30 protein-coding genes are annotated in these 23733 nt (G+C 44.3%); 8 read left to right on the top strand and 22 right to left on the bottom strand.

What is annotated here, in order from left to right:
* From ACFOEK_RS14625 to nadS, 3 genes are all read left to right on the top strand, one after another.
* Window positions 1–3156, top strand: a complete 3156-nt coding sequence (locus ACFOEK_RS14625; protein WP_386722198.1) for an efflux RND transporter permease subunit — start codon at window positions 1–3, stop codon at window positions 3154–3156.
* Between the two features lie 111 nt (window positions 3157–3267).
* On the top strand, window positions 3268–3594 hold the full coding sequence (locus tag ACFOEK_RS14630; protein WP_386722199.1) for a type II toxin-antitoxin system RelE/ParE family toxin: 327 nt from the start codon (window positions 3268–3270) through the stop codon (window positions 3592–3594).
* Complete coding sequence (gene nadS, locus ACFOEK_RS14635; protein ID WP_386722200.1) at window positions 3594–3884, top strand: NadS family protein; 291 nt, start codon at window positions 3594–3596, stop codon at window positions 3882–3884. Before ACFOEK_RS14630 ends, nadS begins: the two co-directional genes overlap by 1 nt.
* Window positions 3885–4167: 283 nt before the next feature.
* Here the strand turns inward: nadS and ACFOEK_RS14640 are convergent, their stop codons facing one another.
* Both ACFOEK_RS14640 and ACFOEK_RS14645 read right to left on the bottom strand, forming a co-directional pair.
* Entirely contained in the window at window positions 4168–4776 is a 609-nt protein-coding gene (locus ACFOEK_RS14640; protein ID WP_386722201.1) for a hypothetical protein, read from the bottom strand.
* 150 nt (window positions 4777–4926) lie between these two features.
* Entirely contained in the window at window positions 4927–7035 is a 2109-nt protein-coding gene (locus tag ACFOEK_RS14645) for a hypothetical protein (protein ID WP_386722202.1), read from the bottom strand.
* A 305-nt stretch (window positions 7036–7340) separates the two neighbouring features.
* On the opposite strand from ACFOEK_RS14645, the gene ACFOEK_RS14650 reads away from it, so the two are divergent.
* The 3 genes from ACFOEK_RS14650 to ACFOEK_RS14660 all read left to right on the top strand — a co-directional run bounded on the left by ACFOEK_RS14650 (window position 7341) and on the right by ACFOEK_RS14660 (window position 10025).
* Complete coding sequence (locus ACFOEK_RS14650) at window positions 7341–8114, top strand: hypothetical protein (RefSeq protein WP_386722203.1); 774 nt, start codon at window positions 7341–7343, stop codon at window positions 8112–8114.
* A gap of 903 nt (window positions 8115–9017) precedes the next feature.
* Complete coding sequence (locus tag ACFOEK_RS14655) at window positions 9018–9593, top strand: hypothetical protein (protein ID WP_386722204.1); 576 nt, start codon at window positions 9018–9020, stop codon at window positions 9591–9593.
* A 9-nt stretch (window positions 9594–9602) separates the two neighbouring features.
* Window positions 9603–10025, top strand: a complete 423-nt coding sequence (locus ACFOEK_RS14660) for a hypothetical protein (RefSeq protein ID WP_386722205.1) — start codon at window positions 9603–9605, stop codon at window positions 10023–10025.
* A 96-nt stretch (window positions 10026–10121) separates the two neighbouring features.
* Here the strand turns inward: ACFOEK_RS14660 and ACFOEK_RS14665 are convergent, their stop codons facing one another.
* Complete coding sequence (locus ACFOEK_RS14665; protein WP_386722206.1) at window positions 10122–10847, bottom strand: AraC family transcriptional regulator; 726 nt, start codon at window positions 10845–10847, stop codon at window positions 10122–10124.
* Between the two features lie 152 nt (window positions 10848–10999).
* Between ACFOEK_RS14665 and ACFOEK_RS14670 the strand changes: the two genes are divergently transcribed.
* Window positions 11000–11494 (top strand): type 1 glutamine amidotransferase domain-containing protein, encoded by a 495-nt coding sequence (locus ACFOEK_RS14670; protein ID WP_386722356.1) that lies wholly within the window; start codon window positions 11000–11002, stop codon window positions 11492–11494.
* Window positions 11495–11791: 297 nt separating this feature from the next.
* Here the strand turns inward: ACFOEK_RS14670 and ACFOEK_RS14675 are convergent, their stop codons facing one another.
* From ACFOEK_RS14675 to ACFOEK_RS14755, 17 genes are all read right to left on the bottom strand, one after another.
* The gene (locus tag ACFOEK_RS14675) at window positions 11792–12277 is read right to left on the bottom strand and encodes a GNAT family N-acetyltransferase (protein WP_386722207.1); all 486 of its coding nucleotides are present in this window, start codon (window positions 12275–12277) and stop codon (window positions 11792–11794) included.
* Between the two features lie 69 nt (window positions 12278–12346).
* Complete coding sequence (locus ACFOEK_RS14680; protein WP_386722208.1) at window positions 12347–12628, bottom strand: putative quinol monooxygenase; 282 nt, start codon at window positions 12626–12628, stop codon at window positions 12347–12349.
* Between the two features lie 48 nt (window positions 12629–12676).
* Window positions 12677–13081: a DUF1801 domain-containing protein gene (locus tag ACFOEK_RS14685; protein WP_386722209.1), complete on the bottom strand. Its 405-nt coding sequence runs from the start codon at window positions 13079–13081 to the stop codon at window positions 12677–12679.
* A gap of 37 nt (window positions 13082–13118) precedes the next feature.
* Complete coding sequence (locus ACFOEK_RS14690) at window positions 13119–13814, bottom strand: aspartate/glutamate racemase family protein (RefSeq protein ID WP_386722210.1); 696 nt, start codon at window positions 13812–13814, stop codon at window positions 13119–13121.
* A 9-nt stretch (window positions 13815–13823) separates the two neighbouring features.
* The gene (locus ACFOEK_RS14695; protein ID WP_386722211.1) at window positions 13824–14336 is read right to left on the bottom strand and encodes a zinc dependent phospholipase C family protein; all 513 of its coding nucleotides are present in this window, start codon (window positions 14334–14336) and stop codon (window positions 13824–13826) included.
* A gap of 23 nt (window positions 14337–14359) precedes the next feature.
* Window positions 14360–14716: a hypothetical protein gene (locus tag ACFOEK_RS14700; protein ID WP_386722212.1), complete on the bottom strand. Its 357-nt coding sequence runs from the start codon at window positions 14714–14716 to the stop codon at window positions 14360–14362.
* A gap of 38 nt (window positions 14717–14754) precedes the next feature.
* Window positions 14755–15258, bottom strand: a complete 504-nt coding sequence (locus tag ACFOEK_RS14705) for a protein-tyrosine phosphatase family protein (protein WP_386722213.1) — start codon at window positions 15256–15258, stop codon at window positions 14755–14757.
* Window positions 15259–15297: 39 nt separating this feature from the next.
* Window positions 15298–15771: a DinB family protein gene (locus ACFOEK_RS14710; RefSeq protein WP_386722214.1), complete on the bottom strand. Its 474-nt coding sequence runs from the start codon at window positions 15769–15771 to the stop codon at window positions 15298–15300.
* 135 nt (window positions 15772–15906) lie between these two features.
* Complete coding sequence (locus ACFOEK_RS14715) at window positions 15907–16197, bottom strand: putative quinol monooxygenase (protein ID WP_386722215.1); 291 nt, start codon at window positions 16195–16197, stop codon at window positions 15907–15909.
* Between the two features lie 134 nt (window positions 16198–16331).
* The gene (locus ACFOEK_RS14720; protein WP_386722216.1) at window positions 16332–16634 is read right to left on the bottom strand and encodes an antibiotic biosynthesis monooxygenase family protein; all 303 of its coding nucleotides are present in this window, start codon (window positions 16632–16634) and stop codon (window positions 16332–16334) included.
* 24 nt (window positions 16635–16658) lie between these two features.
* A complete protein-coding gene (locus tag ACFOEK_RS14725; RefSeq protein WP_386722217.1) occupies window positions 16659–17183 on the bottom strand; it encodes an HD domain-containing protein in 525 nt (174 codons plus the stop codon).
* Window positions 17184–17275: 92 nt separating this feature from the next.
* Window positions 17276–17710 carry an acetyltransferase gene (locus ACFOEK_RS14730; protein WP_386722218.1) on the bottom strand — a complete coding sequence of 145 codons (435 nt, stop codon included), beginning with the start codon at window positions 17708–17710 and terminating at the stop codon, window positions 17276–17278.
* A gap of 31 nt (window positions 17711–17741) precedes the next feature.
* Window positions 17742–18119 carry a hypothetical protein gene (locus ACFOEK_RS14735; protein WP_386722219.1) on the bottom strand — a complete coding sequence of 126 codons (378 nt, stop codon included), beginning with the start codon at window positions 18117–18119 and terminating at the stop codon, window positions 17742–17744.
* 37 nt (window positions 18120–18156) lie between these two features.
* Entirely contained in the window at window positions 18157–19005 is an 849-nt protein-coding gene (locus ACFOEK_RS14740; RefSeq protein ID WP_386722220.1) for a GNAT family N-acetyltransferase, read from the bottom strand.
* 289 nt (window positions 19006–19294) lie between these two features.
* The gene (locus ACFOEK_RS14745) at window positions 19295–19591 is read right to left on the bottom strand and encodes a type II toxin-antitoxin system RelE/ParE family toxin (protein ID WP_386722221.1); all 297 of its coding nucleotides are present in this window, start codon (window positions 19589–19591) and stop codon (window positions 19295–19297) included.
* On the bottom strand, window positions 19588–19791 hold the full coding sequence (locus ACFOEK_RS14750) for an addiction module protein (RefSeq protein ID WP_386722222.1): 204 nt from the start codon (window positions 19789–19791) through the stop codon (window positions 19588–19590). The genes ACFOEK_RS14745 and ACFOEK_RS14750 overlap by 4 nt, the downstream gene beginning before the upstream one ends.
* Before the next feature lie 102 nt (window positions 19792–19893).
* Window positions 19894–20829 (bottom strand): RluA family pseudouridine synthase, encoded by a 936-nt coding sequence (locus tag ACFOEK_RS14755; RefSeq protein ID WP_386722223.1) that lies wholly within the window; start codon window positions 20827–20829, stop codon window positions 19894–19896.
* Window positions 20830–20989: 160 nt separating this feature from the next.
* On the opposite strand from ACFOEK_RS14755, the gene ACFOEK_RS14760 reads away from it, so the two are divergent.
* Window positions 20990–21502, top strand: coding sequence for a DUF3592 domain-containing protein (locus ACFOEK_RS14760; RefSeq protein ID WP_386722224.1), 513 nt, complete (start codon window positions 20990–20992; stop codon window positions 21500–21502).
* Window positions 21503–21550: 48 nt separating this feature from the next.
* On the opposite strand, the gene ACFOEK_RS14765 is transcribed toward ACFOEK_RS14760, so the two are convergent.
* Window positions 21551–22546 carry an LNS2 domain-containing protein gene (locus ACFOEK_RS14765; protein ID WP_386722225.1) on the bottom strand — a complete coding sequence of 332 codons (996 nt, stop codon included), beginning with the start codon at window positions 22544–22546 and terminating at the stop codon, window positions 21551–21553.
* Between the two features lie 314 nt (window positions 22547–22860).
* Complete coding sequence (locus tag ACFOEK_RS14770; protein WP_386722226.1) at window positions 22861–23490, bottom strand: DUF4124 domain-containing protein; 630 nt, start codon at window positions 23488–23490, stop codon at window positions 22861–22863.
* Between the last annotated feature and the right edge of the window lie 243 nt (window positions 23491–23733).

Here is a 23733-nt window from a genome sequence, read left to right on the forward strand (position 1 = left end):
ATGTTGCGTTATTTAGCGGCCCACCCAACGGCGGCCAACCTGATCATGTTGATGCTTATGATGTTAGGCATCATGGCACTGCCAAACATTAAACGTGAAACCTTCCCCGACAGTCGTCCGGTAAAAGTGGAAACCAAAGTCATCTGGCCGGGTGCTGCACCGGGGGATGTGGAAGAGTCCATCTGTCAGCGCTTGGAAGATGCCGTTTCTGGTATCGCTTTCCTCAAAGAAAAGCAGTGTGAAGCTTTGGAAGGTTATGGTCGCTTGATTGTTGAGATGGACGACGACGGCGATGAAAACCGCTTTATCAATGACATCAAAACCGAAGTAGACGCCATTGATGATTTTCCCGATGCCACTGAACGCCCTGTGGTCAGTCAGCAGAATCGTTTCGATCAGGTAGTCAGTATTGCGGTGACGGCGGATACCTTCCAAACCCATTTGAAAAGCTATGCGGAAGACTTAAAACGCCGGGTTCAGCGTTTGGACGGCGTGGCACAAGTGACGATGCAAGGTTTCTCCGAGCGTCAGTTGCGAGTGGAGCTGGCGGTGCCTCTGATGCGTCAATACAACCTCAGTCTTGCGGACATTGCCGCGAAAATTGAGCGTCAGAACATCAAAATGCCCTTGGGCCAATTGGAAACAACGGATAAAACCTTGTTGTTGAGATACGACGAACAACGGACTTCGGCACAAGAGTTAATGTCGTTAGTGGTGGCGTCGAATCAACAAGGGGCGGAAATTCGTCTTGGTGACATTGCTACGGTTAAAGATCAGTTTGAGTTAGACGAAGAGAAGATCTATTTCGATGGGCAGCCGGCGACCATCCTTCAAATCAGTAAATCCAAGGCCGACGATGCGCTGGTGGTGTTGGATGAGATTAAACGCTTTCTTGCGCTGGAAGAAGAGCGTAAGCCATCTGGTGTGAGTCTAACACTCACTCAGGATCGTACTTCGATTGTGACGGATCGCTTGAACATGCTGGTGGAGAATGGCTGGCAGGGCTTCATTTTGGTGGCGTTAACGTTGGCCTTATTCTTCCGAATCCGTTTTGCCTTTTGGGTAGCGATGGGCTTGCCGGTGTCTTTCCTGGCGACGCTATACGTTATGTCTTTGTTTGGCATCAGCATCAATATGATCACCATGGTGGCCTTGTTGATGGCCATCGGTATTCTGATGGACGACGCCATCGTGATCGCCGAAAGCATCGCCGCCTACGTTCAACGACGACGTAACCCATCGTCAACAGAGGATGTCGAGCTGGAAGAAGGCATCGATAAGTCGGTGGTGGATGGCACCATGGAAGGCTTAGGCAAAGTGGGCGTGGGGGTCTTGTCGTCCTTCTTAACTACCGTCAGTGTCTTTATCGGTTTGGCGTTTATCGAAGGGGAAATCGGTAAGGTTTTAAAGTTCATTCCGATTGTGCTCTTGGTGACCCTGGCGGTCAGTTTGATTGAAGCTTTCCTCGTGTTGCCTGGGCATCTATTGCATTCGTTGAAAGCGCACCCTGAAGAGGAAGAGCATTCCGGACTGTTCGCCTTTAAAGATCGCTTTAATGAGCGCTTTGAAAGGTTCCGGGAAACAACGCTTGTCAATGTTGTGGAATTCTTGGTGAACTGGCGTTATGCCTTTGTGGGCGGTGTCATTGGCCTCTTGTTCATTACCTTCGCGCTGCCAGCGGGTGGGTTGTTGCGATTCTCCCCGTTTCCCGATTTGGATGGTGATTTGGTGGAAGCACGAGTGTTACTGCCGCAAGGCACACCGTTACGAGATACCGAAGCGGTGGTTGCCAAGATCGTTGCTCAAGCCGAAAAAATGAATCAAGCGTTAACACCAGAACAGCCGGATCAACAATCGTTGGTGGAGCACATTACGGTTCAATACAACTACAACCCGGATGCTTTTGAGCAAGGCACGCACATTGCGACGGTGAAACTGGATTTACTGTCTGCAGAAGAACGCACTACTAACATCAATGAGTTTACCTCGGCTTGGCGAGAGGGGGTTGGTGAAGTACCTGGGGTGATTGCCTTGCAGTTCAAACAGCCAACCATTGGTCCGGCGGGTCGAGCCATTGAGATTCGTCTGAAACATGATGATTTAGAGGTGCTGACGAAAGCGTCTTGGCAGTTACAGAGTTATTTAAGTCATTTTGATGGTGTAAATGATTTGATGGACGATCTTCGTCCGGGGAAAGAAGAAATTAATGTTCGTATTCGACCGGGAGCCAACAGCTACGGAGTAGACAGCTTTACCGTGGCGTCACAATTACGTTCCGCGTTCCAAGGTTCGACCGCCGATGAAGTACAAGTAGGTTATGAAACACTGGAAGTGGACGTTCGTCTCTCCAAGATAGATCGCAGTTTATTAACCCGATTCGATAACTTCCCAATCGTATTGCCGGATGGCAGTCAGATCCCGTTGGCGACGGTGGCTGAAATCAGTTATGAGCGTAATTTTGCACGAATCAATCGTTACGAAGGACTACGCACTGTGACGGTATTGGGTGATGTCGATACTGAAATTACTAACGCTGCTGCGATCTTGGCCGAATCTCAAGCGGACTACTTTGATCAATTAGAAGCAGATTTCCCTGGCTTGAAAGTCGCTTTGGAAGGTCAGTCGGCCAACAGTGCAGAAACGGCTAAATCCATGGTGCGTGCGTTTGTGGTGGGGCTGTTTGCGGTGTACATCATTCTTAGTTTCCAATTTAAGAGTTACATCGAACCTGTGATGGTGATGTTAGCGATTCCACTGGCTTTAATCGGTGTGTTCTGGAGCCACTTATTGATGGGCTATGAACTGACCATGCCGAGTATGGTGGGCTTCATTTCACTGGCCGGAATCGTGGTGAATAACTCGATCTTGCTGGTGCAGTATGTGAAGTGGCATGTGGAAGAAGGCTACGATGTTCATCACGCAGCTGTGATGGCCAGTAAAGAACGCTTCCGAGCGGTGTTCCTGACCTCAGTCACTACCATGGCCGGTTTGCTGCCGCTGATGTTCGAAACCAGTTTACAGGCGCAGATTTTGATCCCGCTGGTTCTCTCTATCGTGGGCGGTGTGTTTGCCACCACATTGCTGGTGCTGTTTGTGATCCCATGCTTGTATTGCATCATGGATGATCTGGGATGGATTGGGGAAGGGTCAAAGTAAGGATGAACTTATTGATTCATAAATATGCCGGATAGCCCTTATTGATGCTGTTATGTAGTGTCTATTGATTAGTTTGAATTAAATAGACGACATACGTCATTGGCGTATATAATGGCACTTTTAATGGTTATCATTGAAACACCTATTTTCACAAAGCTCATTAAAGAACTGATGAGTGATAATGAATATAAAGCTTTACAGGAAGCATTAGTTTGCAGGCCGGATCTAGGCGAGATTATTCAAGGTTCTGGAGGGCTACGAAAAGTTCGGTGGCGACTTGAGGGGCGAGGTAAGCAGGGCGGCGTTCGGGCTATTTACTATTGGGTTGTGGACAACGATCAGCTTCGCATGCTCTATGTGTACCCGAAAAGCCAGAAAAGTGATCTCACCCAAGAACAGTTGAAACAATTAAGAGTTATTGTTGAGAGGTGGCAGTGATGGAACAAGACATGTTTGATGAACTTATGGCCAGCATCCAACAGATGGACGACATTGTCCAGGGGAAAGACAAAGCAAGCCGTGCTTTCGATTTTCCTGATCCTGAAGTTAAAGCCATTCGAGAGAAACTAGGAGTTCCGCAAGAAAAGTTTGCCTTACTCTTAGGTGTATCAAAACGAACTGTGGAAAACTGGGAGCAGGGGCGTCGTCATCCTACAGGCGCTGCACGCTCATTGCTTCGTCTTGTCGAAGCAGATCCTCAATATGCTTTGAAAGTCCTCCATGGCTAAGACGGGCTATTTCCTTCACGCAAAAAAGCAGGGCGAGATACCCCTCGTCCTGCAAAACCACTAACTAAACCTTTAAAGAGAAACCAATTCAGAGTCAGCTTTTCGATGCTTTCTCTGCGTCTTTGGCTTTATCTTCAGTTTGATCTTGTGCTGGCTTTTGTTCTTCGCCACCACAGCTACCGCAGCAACCCATAGTGTTTTCCTCTGTTGTTTGACGACGAAGAGAATAATACTTGAGTGTTTTACTTGGGTAATTGATATAGATCAGAAAACTGAGTCGGCCTTATTCATAACGTGTAATGCTGGTGTAATTTGCTATGGCTTGGTTGCTAATTGCAGAAGATGGTGAAGAGAAATAGGTGGCTCCTTGTTGAAAGGCGGCTTTCATTTCCGGGTTGTCCATCGTATTTAAGTTCTGTTGGTATTCCTGCACAAACCAGTCAGGCACTTCTTGTGAATTCATTACAATCTGGTGTGCGTTCAATGCAGTTCGGCTTCCTGCCATCGAATCGGGTCCATATCGTTCAAGGTTCTCTTTGAAGCCTGCCTGCATGGCTTCGGCTGCGTTTATAAGTGCTTCTTCTGAGACTTCGAGCCCTTTTGCAGTCCAACCCGCGACCGTGTTTTGTCCTAATGCAGCTAAACCAAACTGAAGTTTGCCTTCGCGGGTGCTTAGGTCAATTAAGGTTCCTGCTGCTTGAGATGTGCTAACAGGTTCTGCTTTTTGGCCAGATTGCGATTTCGCGATTTCACTGATGTGGACAGTGTCTGCTGTTTGATTGGAAGATGCAGACGGCACAAGATTGCCACTGCTTGGAATTGATTGTGACCGTGTTTTAACCAGGTTCGACCCATTTGCTGAGTGAATCTGGCCTGTAGATCCTTCTATCATGCGGGTTATCCTACTCTTTAGCTGATGTTGAGTGTGTAACTAACGTCTGCTCGTTGCTCGTCTGAGTAGTGCAAAGCAATATGAGTACCAATGAGTTTGTACGAGCAAAGTAAACAGCAACCAGAGTAGGATTCCCTCTTTTTTAACTAATTAACTAACCGTCAGAGTGTCACGTCCTGATGTACTGGATTTCTTATTGATGATATTCAAGGTGATTCTGACTGCGATAACCAACAAGTGCGCGATGAATAAAGCTAAGGTAATGCGGTACAGTACCCATAACATCGCGGCGTGTTCCATGACGTCATCGGTGAGAGTGGAATCCACACGAATGACGGTTTGACCTTCTAGTTCTTCGATGTCAGTCACTCGGCCAGTTAATTCAAAGCTTTGTAACTCCTGATAGGTTGAGAGTACGCGATCAATGCTTCGTTGACTTATAGATCGTGTTAGGCCTGTGATGTAATGCCCTGCATCAAGCAGTGCTTCTGATCGACGTTCTGGTTCAATCAGCCATCTGGCTTCCACACGATTGATGGTGTTGACCAGGTCTGTGTAGACCAATTTACGCAAATCTTTGTGGAAACTGTTAAGGGCGTTTCGATAGCCAGGAATGTCTGATCTGACCACATACTCGGCGCGTTTGTCTTTCGAGTCGGCCGTCATCATTGCTGTCCAGCACTCTTTATCTTTGCAGTCGGTGATGTTCATTTTTTCTTTCCACAAAGCGACCAACTCGGATTTAAGCGTCTCGCAGTGTTCACTGAGATCACACACAGGTTCTATGGTGTGAGCAATCATCTGCGCATTGGCGTTGGTGAGTTTAAAGATATCTTCACGTTGGGCGATTTGCTTTTGTGCCATGGTGAGTTGGATGCTGGCCATCATATAGGCGGTTTGATGAATCAGCGGGAAGGTTTTTTCTTCGCCGCCTTCTGCGAAGTAACTCAGAACTCTTTGGTTGTTAGGGTCACTTAACGTCAGCGAAGAAGGTGTTTCAACAAAACCAAAGCGCTCACAAAATAGATCGCTAGACCAACGATCCGTATCGATATAACAAGCTCGTGAACCGTTGAGCGAGAGTTTATCGCCAACCTGTAAGTTGCTATGGATGAATTGATTCGGTGTCGTCATGTGATGCTGGGGCTTATCATTTAATAGATAGTAAACGCCCATTTCACCAAGGTTTGGATTATCGCCTTCCTGCACGGCTGATAGCATGAACAGCACTACGCCCAAACATAACGCGGTCGATACATGCTTAGCATAACGGTAGAGGGGTGTTTGTTGTGCATCCGCTTCAACGGATCGACCGTCGGCGATAGAAAGGATGTTATCGTGGCCAACGCAAATCTCGAAGTCGATGGGTTCGCTGGGCTCACCCTCTTTTCTGAAGTGCATAGTGAAATCTTCTAGCCAGGCTTCAGGCACTGTATAGGATAGCATACGTTCACCGGCCTCGTAGTCCTTAAAGTAAAGCTGTAAATCCTTTTGGTGTTCCTGAGTAAGAAAACCGTGTATTCGACCTCGGACTTTGGCAATGGTGTGGGTTCCTGCTGCTTGTTTGGGGTATCGGAAAAACAAGAAATAAAACATCAGTAAGCAGGGTACCAGGGCCATTATTGTGGCTGTTGGCCCCAAGAACGTACTGATCAAAACCAGTGCTAGTACCATCAACGGAATCAAAAAGAAAAAGCGCATCCCGATTTGGCTGCCTTCAATGGCTTTTACTTCGTTCAATGTGGCGGGACGAGTGTAGAGAACTTCCAACCCTAGCGCGTCGATGTTTCCTCGTTCGCCTGAGATCAATTTATCCAAGCCTTCCGATACAGCTTGAGAATCCTTACTGTTTTCTACCACATCATACTGGTCATTAAGACGAAGGATATACAGCTCATCGTGAGTCCACGCCACTTCTGCGTGGTTATTCTCGGTTTGAATAAACGGGATGGCGTTAATCGGTAGATTGACTCGATAACCGTCAATGGTGGCGTAGGTACTCTCTGCGTTATTGAACTCCATGTGCACATAGTCAAATTGCCCTTCAATGGTGTAGACGTCATCGACATCGAGTGCTTCATTGAATAGGTGTGAGATGGCGGAACGTTCTTCGTCGGTGATCTTTCGAACCGGTTGTTCTGTGAAGCGCAGGGAATTTGATCGATTGGTTGCTTTGTTTCGTCCCCAATAAAACGATGCCGCAGCAATCAACATTAAAATGGCAATCGCCAATTGCGCGAAAAATATAAATGCATTCATAGAATGGTAACTTTCCTTAGTTGGTGAAGGATGCGTCTTTGATCCCTAGATTATTCCTTAAATCATAAAACAAGACTTTTTAGTCAAGATTTACTGATAGATTGCATAATAAGAGCACACATAGGATTTACAACTAAAACGAAAGAAAACAGAGAAAAAACGACGATCAAACCACAGACGTATTACAAAACTGTCGTGGGATTACCTTCAATTTGCACTTCAATTCCAGTACAGTGCGGGCCGTTTTAATTACGGTTCGTGGCCAGACTGGCCGTCCTTCGGTTTAACGATTAAGTGAGTTCGTTATGAAGCGCTTCAAAGACTTTTCGTTTGTTGGTAAAGCTCTGACTAAAGTTTTGACCAAGAAAATCTCTTTCCATCCTGCTTCCGATAACATGTGCGAGATTCTTTCTGAGCATCCGCAATTGGTTGTGGCATTGAATCACGGTCCGATGCTGGGGCCATTGGCGACGACCATTGCTTTGAATAAGCTCTATAGTGATAACGGCGGTGCCGATCGTAAACCTATCGCCATTATGTGGCGCTTGTTCTATCAGATTCCTTTGTACAAGTACGCTATTCAATACATTACCCAGGTGGATCGGGGGCTGAACTTCGATGAGTTTCTAGCCAAGATGGAGAACGAAGGATTCACTGACTTGTTGGTAAAACCGGAAGGCGAAAATTGTAACTACGGTAACGGCTTGGATATTGAACCTTTCCTGAGCCCGCGTTTTATTGAATTCGCATTGCGCTTGAATGTGCCGGTATTGGTCATGGTGCATCAAGGGTCGGAGCAATGGGGGAAAACACTGCCTGTTTCTTCCAAGCTAGATCCTCTTTTAAAGAAACTGCCTAAAAAGAGTTACGACCGTATTCGTGAAACGCGCCTTTTGAACATTCCAAAACTAACGAGGCGTTTAAAAGAACTTAAGGTGATGTACAAGTTGTATCAGCCGGATATCAGTTTGTCAGATTTGCCGGACGATATTGAACAGCGTAAAGTGATGATCGCTCAAGAAGCGGAGAAAGTTCGTAGTTTGATGCAGTCGATGATGGATGAACTAAAACAAGGTTAGTAGTCTTTCGTTCACATTATTTTGATGTATAAAAAGCGACACAGGTCGCTTTTTTAATTCTATGACTCATCACTTTCTTTTCTGGTGAAGTTACTTTCCGTATTAGACAGAACATAGCCTGCAACTGTTCCTAGAAGTGCTGCTAATGTCTCACTGCCAAAATTGGTTAACACGGCAAAAATGACTAAACAAGGCTAAAACACCAGCACGCCCAATGCCTTAATGGAGTTCGAACCAAAATCTTGTTCCAGTACATGTAAGCGGTAGAAGGTCAGGGCAATGCCCATGAGCATCGCAACCACGGCGCCAATGATTGCTACAAAGTGAATACCATAGAATTCACATCCAGAAAGATTCGAACATCTAATGTAAGCTTGTCTACAATTTTCATGTACTTAACTTGGCTAAATTGAGTGAGCTTTTCTTCCATGATCTCTAGGCTGATTAACTGGAGCTGCATGGAGTGTTTTATACGTTGTTCCCATGTTTTACGGCATTCACAGTGTTTTGAAGTTTCCATTCCACAAAGGTTTGGGTTGATTTCTCAATAAGCTGTAGGGCAGAAACAGTGAATGAAAATAGAGGTAGGAATAATAGGATACCTATAATGCTAAAACTTCGTAAGGTAATTTGTTTCATTGAACACTCTCCTTGTGTCAGGAGATGAAAAAATATAGTCAGGTCATCTTTCTTTCTATAAAGCACCTCACCGTGAATATAAGATAACAGTCTTAGATTTAAAGGAGTGATTATATCTAAAACTAAGTAGTTTCATGGTTTGGTTCTAGAACTAGAAGTAAATCACAACGTATCTAAGTGCACTATGATTTACTCCGTTAGCTTCTACACAGCAATTTAACAACATCAATTCATGGATATTGGAAAATAGTACAAGGAAAGAGTATGGCTTCTCCCCAAGGACAAGAAAGTGCCTCCTTTAGTCAGCAGGTTAGAGATAATACAAACTTAATTCAAAACACCAGTGGAATTATTGCAGCGTTAGGTTTGGATAAAATTGGACGGGGTTCTGTTGGGAACCTTATCACTCCAGCTACCTGGGTGTTAAATTATGGTGCTCAAGGTAGTACACCAAGTGCAGTTGATGTTGGAATTTATGGTTCAGGCTTTATTAGTGGTATTGCTGGTATGGCCGTTAGTACTTTAAAGGCAATAGTTGATGATGATATCAACCAAAAAGTCCAAGCAATTAGATTGCAGCAGTTAGCTAAGTACAGACCTTATATTCTTCCTGTGCAGAGCTATGGTTCTAGTTCTCCATTTATTATCGCTCAGACGATTGCTTCAAATGGTGGGACAGCTTGGCAAGGACAAAATGGGCAGTGGGTTTATTTAACGGACGCAAAGGGTCGTCTTGTAATTGATTTTGAACCACAAAGTGCACTTCGAGTAATGCGTCCTAAGTACCCCTTTGAAAGGGCATCAAATGGTAAATTTATTTACTGTAGTACATCTTGTTAGGTGATTGTAATGATTAGGTTATTAACAGTACTGTTGGTTGTTGTTATCTCTGGTTGTTCTAATGATTTCGATAAAACGTGCGAGTTTTTTACGGAATTATCGGGGCATCCTGATATAGAACAGATGTCTTCTAATGATAAGCATCTATTCATTATAGAGAAGATGGATTCCCTAAATGATGGAGATGCTAAAGCGGCATGGCAAGCTATTGCGTATGCAGTGCCTGAAGAGAAGTATTCGTTGTTTCAGCAGGTGGCTATAGAGTCTGGTGCAGGAGACGACTGGAACTGCCCTCAAATGGAGTCGCTTGCACCTCTGATAAAGCCTGAAACCTATTCTCAAAATGACAGGGATAGTCTTGATGCTATTGGAGTGACTAGGGAGAAAGATGCCGACTTTGAGGCTAAGAAATCAACTCTCCCTGTGCTTTAAGCATTTCATCTAATCGACCTGGTTTATGATGAATTAGATCAGGTTTACTTCTATAGAGCGGAGGGAATTCATTGTATTTCTCTCTGTTATTTCATATCAACGTTTAAAAGCTCGATGGTAGCTGCTTAGATTGAGATAACTCAGATGTTCCGCAATTGTGGCTATGGACCAATGGGTATTGGTGAATAAGTGTATTGACTGTTCTTGTCGATATGTATCTAAAATGTCTTGATAGCTGCTATGTTCTGTCTTCAATTTACGTTGCAGAGAACGCAGGGAAAGGTTCAGTCGTTCTGCTACTTGAGCGTGGCACATCGTGCTTGAAAATACAGCTTGAGGGTTCAAGTCATTCGTTGAAATCATTCGAGCAATACCTATTAGAGTTGAAAGCACCCCTTCTATTTGATGGCGTGTTAGAGCGTATAAGCCGTCGTTTGGCTGATATTCGATATGGCAACTTTGATCTAGCTGGTTGCAGGACAGTGAACCGCCTTCACTCACAATTCTGGAGTACTGAATCATGTATTTAATGGTCGTCCCCAGAGTAGGACAGTTCATTGCGATGGGGCCAAAGGCATGAAGGGAGCCCAACTGCATGTGCTCACCGACATGTAAACTGAGAGATGGATCATCCGTTAACTCGACAGCCCGCATCCAAAGCTGTGTCATCACATCCATCTCAAGACGAAAATTGGGTTGCTTGAGATCTTCTTCTGTTAGGGCTAATCCATCAAGTAAATCATGTAGTGTCACGCCTGTATTGATGGTGGTATCAATTAAGGTTTGAACATAGTTTCTGATGACGGATTGTTGTTTTGACATGATCAAAATATCAATGTTTTAGAGACGTTTCAGAGTAAGAAAGATTGGCGCCAAATTCAAAGTTTGCAGCGTTTGTTGTGACAGCTTGAATTAGGTAAGTCACTAACTATTAGTGTTTCTAAAAAGCCGGTGTAAGGAGACAATGACAATTACTGCCTGACTCAGATTATGACCCAACAGAATCCGCTGTTCCTTGGAAAGCGTTGATCGATGCTGGGTACGAGGTGTGCTTTGCAACGCCGTTTGGCGATGTGGCTTATGCCGATAAACGATTAACCGATTTGGGCTTTGGTGTGTTATCGAGTTTCTTTATGACTCGAAAACGAGATTTAGTGATTTACCGTCAAATGGTTTCAAGTGAGTCGTTTAATCGGCCCTTAAAGATTAGTGATGTTCGTATTGAGAACCGCAATGATGTGGAAGGCATCTTAGTACCTGGCGGTCATGCTCAAGGGATGAAAACCTTGCTCGAATCTCAACACGCTCAAACCTTAATTTCCGATGCGTTCAAACTGGATATTCCTGTCGCAGCGGTTTGCCATGGTGTTTTGCTCATTGCTCGTTCGATTGATCCGGAAACAGGCAAATCTGTTTTATATAACCGAAAAGCCACGGCTCTTCCAAAGTGGATGGAGTTGTTTGCTTGATACACCACGAAATCCAAACTAGGGGATTACTATCGCACCTATTCTGTGTCTGTAGAGGATGAAGTCAAAGCCAATCTTCAACATAAGAGTGATTACACTCTCGGGCTGATACTTCCTTACCGTGACAAGCCAGGTGGCGGTGGCGCTGTATGTGTTGTTCGAGATGGCAACTACCTTTCAGCCCGTGGCCGGATGATTGTCATACTTTTGCGAGAGAATTAGTTGCTATGCTAAAAGAGCGAACCTGTTGACTGCTTACCTGGCATTACAATGTGCTGTCAGAGTGATTACCAGAGGTTATTCAGAACACTCCCGTTTATAAAACTTGGTATCTACAGCCATCATCGGAAAGCGCTCAGGAAGGGCTGATTTCATGATTTCTGAGAATCCATTTTTCTCATAAAAACGATGGGCCGCCAGAAATTTCGACGTGGTGCCTAAGTAGATGGCTTTAAGTTGATTCGCTTCCGCCCAGTCAAACGCGGTGGTTAGTAATTGGTTTGCAACGCCTTTGTCTTTACCTCGATGAGATTCGGCCACGAACATCTTTCGTAGGGCGACAGTGTCATCACCGATGTCCAACAATGAAATGGTGCCAACGACTTGGTCGTTATCTACTGCCACCCAAAAATTGCCTTTTCCTGTGACGTAGAAATTGTGGATGTTCATTAAATCGGGTTGATCGTCGGCGGTGATGTCTAAATTAAATTCAGAGCGTTGAATACCCACAATCAGTTGAATGATACCGTCTTGATATTCATCTTTATATGCTTCAATGATCATTGATTTTCATCCCTAATGTCTCTCATGCGCTCGGCTTGAAGATTGATCATTCATAAGTAATTGTCGGAGCTATGAGTGATAAAAACCGCCTTTTGGTGGTGCGCCGATCAAAGGCATAGCGGCAGCCATGTCTTCTTGAGGGTAATTGTCCAAAGAGGCCTTGTGCGAGTCAGCAGAATCCCACACTTCGATCACTACAAACAGACTGTCGTTATCGTTACTTTGCAGTACTTCGCAGGACTCACATCCAGGCGACGAAGAAATGTAAGTTTTCAACGATTTCAGGAAGGTGAATAAATCGGCGGCTTTGCCATCTGCGGCTTGGAACTCATTGATTCGGGTAATGCTCATAATTGTCCTTAATATTTTTTATTGTTTAGAGGGTATAAATGTCGTTCTTTATGCACCCAGCAATGGTAAGTGTTTAATCCGTTTGTATTGCATGGCCAGAGTTAAGCAATGTCGAATAATGCCTTCGGGAAGATCCTTATTCACATCAAGTACGATGGCGCGATTGCCTTCAAAGGTTAGTGAGTTGGAATACAGCTCACGAAAGGTATCGACCAGTTTGGTTTGGCAGTGAAAAAACAGGTAGTACTGATCCGGTGTTTTTTCTTTCCAGTCCATTCTGATTGGGCTGCCGCTTTTGACTTGGAAACTGGGTTCCCCCCACTTTAACGCTTCTTCAACTTTGCCCAAATTTACGCTTTCCGCAATATCGAGAATCAAGGATCTGAGTTGTAAAAGACGTGGCTGGACATGTGCCGGATAGCGATCAAATATTGCTTGAATGTCTGAGTTCATGATGAGGCTTTCCTTGCCGGATTATCTATTATGCAAGTTAGTCGGATATCGCATATTCGACGGCTTTTTCTGCGTGAATGGCTGTGGTGTCCAGTAATCTAATCGTGGTATCCGATTGTTGGACTAGCATGCCTATTTCCGTACAACCGAGAATGACCGCTTCCGCACCTTGATCGGCAAGTGCATCAATAATGCGTAAGTACTCTGCTTTAGAGTTAGGCTTGATGACCCCTAAACAGAGCTCTTCATAAATAACGCGATGGATGATTGCTCTGTCTTGTGATGAGGGGATTAAAACCTCAAGCCCGTAATTGTTGGTGAGCCTGCCTTTGTAGAAATCTTGCTCCATCGTAAAGGCGGTACCTAATAAACCTACCTTCTTGATTTCATCTTTCACCAGTACCTCTGCGGTAGCATCTGCAATGTGGAGTAACGGAATTTGAATGGCTTGTTCGATGTCCGGTGCAACCTTGTGCATGGTGTTCGTGCAGATTAGCAAAACGTCTGCTCCCGCTGCCTCAATACGTTTCGCGGCTTTTGATAAAATCTTTGCGGTACCTTGCCAGTCGCCTGCATGTTGAAGCTTTTCAATGGGATCAACGTCGACACTGTACATAGCGATTTTGGCAGAATGTAACCCGCCTAATTGATGCCTGATGCCTTCATTGATGGCGCGATAATACCCTTGTGTACTTTCCCAACTCATACCGCCCAATAAGCCAATGGTTTTCATGTGATTCCTCTATCGCTGAGCGCGTTTATTTTTATGTTTGAGCATTTCTAGAATAGTGAAATAGAGTAGGCCACCGACGGCACCGCTGTATAAGCAAAACTTGTGTAAGGCCTCTATCGAAATAAAGCCTAAAAACGGGTTGTATGTGTCGAATGGATAAAAGGGCTCTAGATCACTGTGCATAATGCTATCTATCAACACATGGCTGTAAGCACCGATGAACGCCGATAAAAAGGTTACCCACCAGGCGATTTTTACTTTCCACTCATGATTAAGGCCGAGTACAAATAACCCGATTTCTGACAGATACTTTCCCGTAAGCGCAGCCAGCAACGCCAGTAGTGTGGCCCCAACATAAGTATGGCTAAAGCCATGAAGATGACCCTCGCCGGTGATCAACACAATCAAAGGCTGGATGTCCATGATGATTTGAGTCCAGCCGAATACCATCAAACTGAAGCTGCCTTGAAGTAGGGCTTTGATGGCGATTCCTGGGCCCATGTGGAATGGTGTAAATGGCATTGTGGTTTCCAGAGTCTTCGTTTTTACGCTTGGTAAATACACCCGTCTATGAGAACTTCATCTTCGTATTGTATGAAACAGTACATTAGCAAACCGGGCTCGGGGCGCTTTTCGAAATTTACTTTCCACATGACAACTACGTTGTCAGGGTTGCGATGAATTGCGACTAAATCCGCTATCGTATGAAGACCATAACGATCATATTCATTCTCGAGTTGATGGTTGAACACTTCTTCAGGTATCAGTTGTCCTGGTGCAGCTTTGAGAAGGTATTTGCAAAAGCCTTCATAGCTTTTTTCGTTCCAAGCGTTTTCAGTGTGCTCTGCGATAGGCTTAACGATCTTGAGTAACTCTTCGTCGTTTAATTTAGTAATGTCCATACAGTTCCTTTAAGTTGGTAAGGCCTTTTTGGGAAGCTCTAGAGTGAGGTCTTCATAGCCGAATGGCTTTTTACTACCCAATCAATTTGTTCTTGAGTATCGGGAACCTGCACTCCGCGCTTCTTGGAGATATGGTCGAACGCCTCTAAAGGTTCAAAGCCGCAATGGAGCAACACGCCAGCGGCGACTATTCCGGTTCTACCAATGCCTGCGCGACAGTGAATGACTGTATTTAGGCCTCCAGCGACATCATGATAAAGTTCTTTGGTAAATCTTAAATACTCGGAAATCGAGTTAGGTAAGCCTCTGTCTTTGATTGGGTAAGCAACAAAGTCTATTCCAAACCGCTTAGCGATCTCTTCTTCTGTCTCGAGTCCAAGTTCTTTACTTTCGGTAAATTCAAGCAGAGAAACGATTCGGTCGATGCCCCAACGAGCGATGCCTGAAAACTCATCTTCAATCCACTCTCCTGCGACAGGTTTAGCCATCACAGATAAAGAGCCACTGCCTATTAATTCAACTTGATAAATATCTGGTCCCATAACCTATCCAAATGAGTGTGAATACTTAGGTCGTTATTGTTAATGATCTTGAAGATGCAAAAACCGAGTGAAGATATCGGCAGGGCGATTTAATCCACAGTCGGTTAATAGCATGCCTACATTGCCTCGATGATAGGCACCGTGGATGATTAAGTGATCCAGAATTTCTGCTCGCGACATTTGCCCTGAAACACCATCGGTGAAGGTAAAGTCGACGTCTTCTTTCAATGAGGCAGGGCTTAGTTCACGAGCATAATTTATCAGCCAGGCATCGGTTTCCTCAATGCGTTGTTTGAGTTGACTGAGTGTTGGTGTTTCAGGGGTGTTGGTTGCTGAGAACGGGTGAGCTAGACCTTGCAGGTGAGCAATAAAGATTTTATCCACCACAAGGGTGTGATTGAGTAAGCGAACAGCGGTGGTCAATTGTTCCGGATATGTGTCTTTATTTATCTGTGCGACGAGTTCGAGCAACTCCTGATTTGCCCAAGCTTTGTAGCGGAATTTGTTTTCCATTTTGTCTTCCCTAAGTGATGAACTTCCATCTCATAAATTCCTTGAGATGGATTGCTTATACTTCCACCCAAATTGGGTGAAAGCAAGCAGAGTGTTCTTTTGGGAAGGGGAGTGGTGTGTTTATTAAGACGAAACTTATATATCCAACTTCTCAAAGTATGAAACGTTAGGCGGCGATGCTAGGTAGCTAAGTAACTGAGACATCACGCCATTGTTTTGGATGCTCAACAAATACTGTTCATGAGCTTCTTTTGATGCCCATTGTTCGTTGAATATCATGTCGCCATTTTCTTTATTAAGATAAATGGAAACATTCCTGCATCCTTCAAAACCTCTGACAGCAGGAAGTTTTTCTTCTAAAAACGACATGAGTTCATCGGTGTGTTCCGGTTTTACTTTCGAATGTAAGCAGGCAACAAGGCTCATAAATGATAGTCCTTTAGTCAGTGATAGGTGTTTAGATAACGCATCCTGTTATGTTACTTGTGCCTGTTTTTGCTAAACATATCGCGAGTGGAAGTTTACACGTGAAAGAAATTCACTAATGTTTAAAGCTGTCGTTATAACACGCTTTCAAAACACTCAAGCTGTGGTGGGCCAGCATAAATATCTTTGCGGCTACCTGCATTGGCGTGTGCTTTTCGGAAGGCTTCCGATTTTGTCCAGGCCTCAAAGGCTTCCCTCGATTCCCATACGGCATGTGAAGAAAATAGGGTGAATTCATCGTAGCTTTGGCCTTGCAGCAAATGGAATTCCTTAAAACCCGGTACGGTTTCAAGATAAGAATCCCGGCCTTTCCAAATCTCGATAAAGTCTTGTTCACAGCCTGGTTTGATTTTGAAACGGTTCATAGCGATAAACATGGTGACCTCTGGTTGAGTATGATTTTAAGAATTTATACTACGCTGCAATCGATCATGACCACCTGCTGCAATGTTTTCAAAACAGGCGTCTAAATCAGCGAACAAATCCCATCTGTCTGTGCCTTTAATTTGGGCTAATGTGTCAATGACTTTTAACTCTAAGCTTTCGACTCTTTTACCTTTCCATAGCTTGTCAGAAAGTGCGATCAACAGTTCTTCAATGCTGCAATTCATGGAATCGAAACGTGCATGGGAAAGACAACAGCGAGCAATACGGGCATCGACACCCAGTTCAAGAAGCATTTGTTCCCCTTCCGGTTCATGTTCCGAGCCAGGGCCAATCATTTCGTTTGTATGAATGATTTTACCAATATCATGAATAGCAACTCCTATTCTGATAAATTCAAAATCTAGTAAAAAACCTAAGCCTTGTAACGTATCAATGATGAGATCCGCGGCTTCGCCAACAAGACGGACATGTATTTTTAAATGTTCTGGTGCATTAAGTTTATCTAAAAGTGAGTATGCGTCTTGTATGGAATTTAACACGCTATCCTCGAAAAAATTTGCTGTGGGATAAAAAGTTTCAATTTGAACCTCTTCATCATGAGTATGCCCGTCCTCATCTTGCGAGGTGTAACTTACGTTAATGTCATGTGTATCAACGGGAACGGATTGCCCTGACCGTCCAGTTCGGAACGACCAGTTTCAATAAAGCCCATACGTTTATAGAAACCAATGGCCTTTGGATTTTGTTCGTTCACATCTACCTTTTGGGCTTGTAACTGTTTAATGGCAAACTCAGTAAGTTGTCGCCCAATAGATTGGCCAATGTGAGCCGGATCGACGAACAGCATTTCAATGTTTGAATCACTAACGCCTATAAAACCCAGAATCTTGTCATCGCTGTTTTTAACGCATCGTAGCTCTACAGCATCAAAGTAGTGTTGGAGAATCAGAGGCTTGAGCTCTGAAATGTTTTCTTCTGGTAGGAAATCGTGCGTAGCTCTGACGGAGGCTTCCCAAACCTCAATTAATTCTTGGTAGTTGTCTTGGGTTACTGCTTGGATGTTCATGGAATTCCTTTTTTAAAATTGTGTCCTGCTACTATTTAATCGCTCTGCCAATGATCTCTTCAGCCTGAATCAAGTTAGATCTACCTTGCACTGGTACTAATTCAACCATAAGTGTTTGAGCATCAATAATGGTATAGGTGTGTTCAGAACAGCCAGAGCCTCCACAATGGGCCTTGATAAGAATCTTGTCTCTGTTCTTGCTGCCTAACACACATTGGCTACTTAGATGATCAATACTATTTAGCCAAAGCTCAGTTTTTCGGTCTTTAAGTTGGGCTATTACTTGGTATCTCGTATTCTCCCACTGTCCGGTCTTTTCAATGCTGACATTGGTCTGACCGCACTTTAACTCTTCGCTTAAAACTTGGGCTGAAAATATTAATAGAAATATGGTGAGGATATTACGCATGAGCTTCCTATTTCATATTGTTCTCGTTAAAGCTTGGCTACCCAATCTCAAATGAGGTAACACCAAACAGTCGATTCAATGGGATGTTTGGTGTTTCGGCTGTATACATTCTTGCTGTCTCAAATGACACTTTCATTCCGTGGCGTTCTGCCAGATTAACAGCGGCTTGGTTAACTTCTGGCGTATCCAGATAGACAGTGTCTGATGTGTTTAGTTTTGATTTCAATGCAAGAAACAGTGATTCTGCTAACTCCGGGCTGTCTGCCAGCAGAGGGCCAATCTTATAACCTTCCCGACATTCACGAATCACACCATAGCCTGAAAGCACTCCATTGCTCATGATACCGAGAGCATGACTGTCTGGCTGAGTAATCCAAGCTTTTAAGAAGTTTGGTCGGCTGGCGGGGAAAAATGGCTGATCATAAGCTTCGATGGTATCAAAGGGTAGGGAAGCCAGCTTTACGATACTGGCATCTTCAAGTGTATTTCCACCGCCTAATCCTTCGTATCGAATGTTACTGTATGCGAGCTTGAAACCTGACTTTTTGTAATTCTCTTGCTGAGCGACGACACCATCCAGAGCAACATTTGCCCCTTTCAGATACTCAAGCGCCGCATTCCAAATCTGAATACCGAAGCCTTTCACTCGATACTCAGGCTTAACAATGTAGAAGCCAATAAAGCCAAAATCGTCGCTGTACTTAACCGCTGAAATGGTCGCGATTGGTTCATCCTTCAGATAGCCAATAAGAAAACCGTTAGGGTCTGCGGCGTAATAACACTGGGCATCGTGAAGGCCAGGGTTCCACCCTTCTTGTGCGGCCCACTCCACAGCAAGCTCAACTTCCTGTTGGTTCATCGTTTTGATGGTGTAGGTGTTTTGCATGTGTCCGTTCCTTGGTCTTAATTGGGGAGTTGTCTTGTTAGTGCTACTGATGTTTTAGCTATTTAGGATGAGTCGTTTCATCGTCGCACGGACAGATCGAGTAATCATAACTCCTGCCTCTATCTAAACATGAATCTATGTCGGATGTATCTTGAATATTTGGCACGACAATAATGATTGGAATTCCAAGTAAGAGAGGAGCCAAGAAAAATAACATCATCAGCTTTGGTTCAACTCTGAAGTGGTTGTTAATGGTTGGTTTCTTTGGACTTTTGGTATTGCTAAGAGTTTACAAGCGCTTATTCCAAGAGCTAGGATCTTTTTGGGCATGAAAAACCGCAATGACCACAACGTTGCTTTCTCTCAAGATGTAGAAGACTCTGTGAGGAAAGCGTCTAATCGCAATACGCCTTACATTATTATGTATAACTCTGTAATTTAATGGTGTTCTTTCGATTTTTGATAACGCTTCTTCGATACACAAAATAAAATCATGACCTAAACCAGCTCTGATTTCTTCGTAGTAGTCAAAGTATTCAGCGATATCTTGTTCGGCTTCCTTGCGAACAGTGAGTTGATAACTCATTTTTTAGAAGTGATCCTTTCTTTAACTGCTGCCCAGGAAGAGCCCGCGTCTTGGTCAATTTCGTAGTTGGACAGTCGTGCATCCAGTTCAAGTTTCTGTTTTTCAGTAAGAACGACTTCTGATTCCTGATTAGCGATACTATCCCAAAGTGCTTCGGCTAATATGATACGTTCTGAAATGGTAAGGTTTTGAATGTTCATACCTTACTTCCTTTGTGTTGTCTTAGTTACTTCTAACTGTACCATAAGTCTGTTGGCACCGCTGTTCCTTATAGAGTGTAGTGGTGTACGTTTATCGCCTCGTTACTTCTTCAACAAAAACTCCTCAGAAAACAGTTCATTCCGGATCACGATATCCTCACCTTCATTGTCCCAAAGATTATGCAAATGCAGCTCGTAAGCATGAAGTAAGTGATGGCTGGGGCCGAGCTTTTGAAAGTCGTGTTTGGTGAGGTTTTTCTCGATTCGCTTGAGGTAAAACTCACCGTTATTGCTGTAGATTTTGTCACCGAGAATTGGGTGGCTGAGGTGAGCCAGCTGAGCGCGGATTTGATGCTTTCGGCCAGTAAAGAGTTCGCATTCAATAAGGGAATAATCACCTTGTGATTTCAGCAAGGTAAAATGGGTTTTACTGGGTTTGCCTTGCCCGTTTGCTACCACATGCATTTGGCTTCGAATGGGGCTGTCTCCCATTGTGTTGAGGTCGCATTCAAACTCTAAATTGTCCCAAGAAGGCGTGCCGTAAACCACGGCGCGGTAGATTTTCCGTTTGATCAGTGATTCCAACTTTGACTGATAACGCTTGGCGATGTCGTTGTTTTGGGCGATTAACATTACGCCAGAGGTTTCCAGATCCAACCTGTGAAGTAAGTGGGCATCGGGCCAGAGGCTTTCCCTGCGAAGCAGTTGAATTAGTGTGTTGTAGACGTTTCGGGTGGTGCGGTTAACCGGTAGGTTCGCAGGCTTATGAATGGCAGCAATTTCATGGTTGTGCCAAAGCAGTTTCCAACGCGTATCCACTTCAGCTTCTTGGTAATCGGGAACGGTGTAGGCGATTCGTTGACCTTCATGAACTCGTGTGTTTTGGGTGATGACTTGATTATCTACCGTTATCAATTTCTGATCTAAAAGTCTCTGCCATTGTTCAGTGGTCAAATAGGGGATGCACGGCAGCAGACATTCAAGCAGAGGTTGATCGGCTTGTTTGGTTGAAACAGTGAATGAGAAGTGAGCGTTCATGGTTTTCTGGAATTGGAAATAATCCTTCTTTCGTTGGATGTGTGATTAGCCGGTTTCTGGGAATCTAATTAGTAGTGGTCTGAGCCTTGTGAGGGGCTTGCCAGTTAGTAAGCTTAACACGCTTGTTTAGCCGACATTCAATTTATAGTTCAGGTATGTAATGAAAAAAGAAGAATTTGAAAACATGGTTGCACCAATGGATGTTTTGTTCGATGGGCTATCTTTTTTAGCGCCCTGCTTGTTTTTAGCGATTGGTTCATTGTTACTCGGTTGGATGATTTATCTTAAATACAAATTTCAAAGGACAGAATTCTCTACCAGCGAAGGGGTGATTAGTTGCTCTAGAGTGAAGGATAAACTGAAGAATGATTTGAACGGTACCAGTATGTTCTATGCTGCAGATATCGAGTATGTGTTCTCTGTATCTGATAAGGAATATACAAGTAGTAAAATCACCTATTTTTCGAATTCGATCAGCACCAACGATGAAAGTATCGCGCAAGCCTATGTGATGAAATATCCGTTAGGTAAGTCTGTAACCGTTACTTATGATGTTAATCAGCCCAGTGAGTGTTATTTAGAAAAGGATTACCCGTTTAATGGTGTGGTTGTGTTCGTCAGTATTGTGTTTATTCTCTTGGGTGGGGGTTGGTTAAGCGTTAATTTAATTTAGACGAGGCGGTGTAACACCGCCTTATCCAGTTTAGAACCTAAGCCCTTCTTAACGCGCACATCCGCTATCAGGTGTGTCTTCTACAATACTGTAAAGGTGTGACCAGTAATCTTCACCGTCGATGGCTTGAGAGCCCATTGCGCCAGCGTTCTTACCGACGATGTAGATTTCTTCCAGTGGTACACCACCTTGGTTGAAGCCTTCGATGTCCGTCGTTGCGTTGCCGTAAGCACGAACCACTTCAATACCTGCAGCGGTCACTTCTTCTAGCACTGCAGCTTTGTATTCAGCGGTTTTGAATAAACCGGTTTCGTTGCTTAGCGTGGTGCGAAGGGTTGCTTCCGGTACATTCAGGTGGTCGCTCAACCAATGACGTGTGCCTTTTGCGTACCAGTAAGTACGAGCGGTGATGAACAGAGGGTGATAGCCTTTTGCCACGTAGTTGTTGACCAACTCGGCTGCACCGCCACGCGCGTCGGCGGCTTCGATGCCAGTGTAATCTAAGATTTGCTCAAGATCGCTGGTGGTCAGGGTTTCGTCGATGTCGAATACAACCGCTTTGGTGCCAGGCTTCACAACAGTGATGTAAGAGTTGGCTTCTGATAGATCACCCACCACAACCATTTTCACTTGATAGTGGCCAGCGTCTAGACCATCGACGTCTACGTAGATTTTACCATCGCTATTGGTCTTGTATTTACCGATGTATTCCCAATCGGAAATCTCTCCGCCGTAGATATAGGCTTTAACGTATTCGAATTCCAGATCTTTATGGGCAATAGCGCCGTAGTCGAATTTACCAACCACAGTGGCTGTTTGACCTTCACCAATGATGGTGTCGTGGCCCATGTGGAACGGGATGTCCGCAGATAGCCACTTGTTCCAGAAGAAACGGAAACCGTCTTTGTCTGGATAATAAAAGTACGGTGCGTTATCCAGGTTATCGAAGTCGGTACATAGAGGTGTATCGTTGGCCGAAACACTCGTTGCAGCGCCTAATGTTAATGCGCTTGCGGTTAGTATAGGGAGTAGTTGTTTGATCATGTGTTAGCTTCCTTTGTCTTGTTTTTATCTGAGCTATTTAATGGGGGTTGTAGTTGTTCGTGATCTCTTGGATTGGTCGGAGACCCGGCCCAGATAAAGGGGCCTATCCTGACGAGTCACTGTGACAACTGTATTGCAGATTCGGGTCACTACCGGGGTTCGAAGTGCCCTTTGGGCGCGGTTTTTGGGGGAAGCTTTTTTGATCGTGTGAGCTAAGTCACTTCTGGTAGGACATTCTTTGTAGGTAATGACTTGTAGGCAATAAAAAAGCCCCGACGAATGTCAGGGCTTAATTATGAAAAGAGCGAAAGGCCTTATCGTACGGATTTGCTAATCGCCTTTTCTAGCTCTTCGTTGCGTTCATCTAACAGCGCCTGAACTTCTTTGGCTTGTTCGATGAGCTTTGGAATTTCAGACATTGGAATGGTGGTTAAACTAATGCCTGCACCACCTGTGATGTCATTGTTATTAGCGTTGTTGTTAGATCCCAGTGCGCGTCTAACACGCTTAACAACTTCAGGATCCAAGCCTTCTAACTCTTCTTCGAGTTCTTCTTCCTGACTGCGTGGAGATCGTCTTGAAACCGCTGCGATGTATTCGCCGTTTACGCCAGGGATCGCTGCTGCGCCATCTTTAGGTTCTTCTTTTTTTGCCAACGACTGAATGATGTTGGCTTTCGGGTTGTACTTCAGTGTTTCATGGTTTTGGCCTGTTGCTTGGTTATCCGAGAAATGCCATTGGCCGTTTTCATCTTTCCACTTATAAACGGTGGTTAATTTGGATGAGCTTGAAGACGGGCTAACGTAAGCGGATTCAGAAGAGGAAGAAGACGGTAGAACCTCTTGCAGGGTGACAATGGGTTCGCCGTCGGGCCCTTTGATAAACATCGGAGCGACAACTGCGCCAACCAATACCAACAACATGAGTTTGATGAATATTTTCATAATACGACATCCTGTCTGACAACGTTTAATCCAATGAATGAGATGTACTTTATAGTATATGTAAGGCTATTGAAATGTTTTGCTCTGGAAATTTTGATAGAGCTGTTATTAAGGTACGAATATGATGGTTTTGTTTTTGGGAATATGCTGGTACATAAGCTGATGTGTAGGTTCTCTGCTATGTTGGGAGTTAGTGGGTGTTAGTGGTTGTAGGCATTAAGATGGTGTTGTTCAGGAATCAGT

It is taken from the genome of Litoribrevibacter euphylliae (assembly GCF_042646085.1).
Taxonomy (GTDB): Bacteria; Pseudomonadota; Gammaproteobacteria; order Pseudomonadales; family Litoribrevibacteraceae; genus Litoribrevibacter; species Litoribrevibacter euphylliae.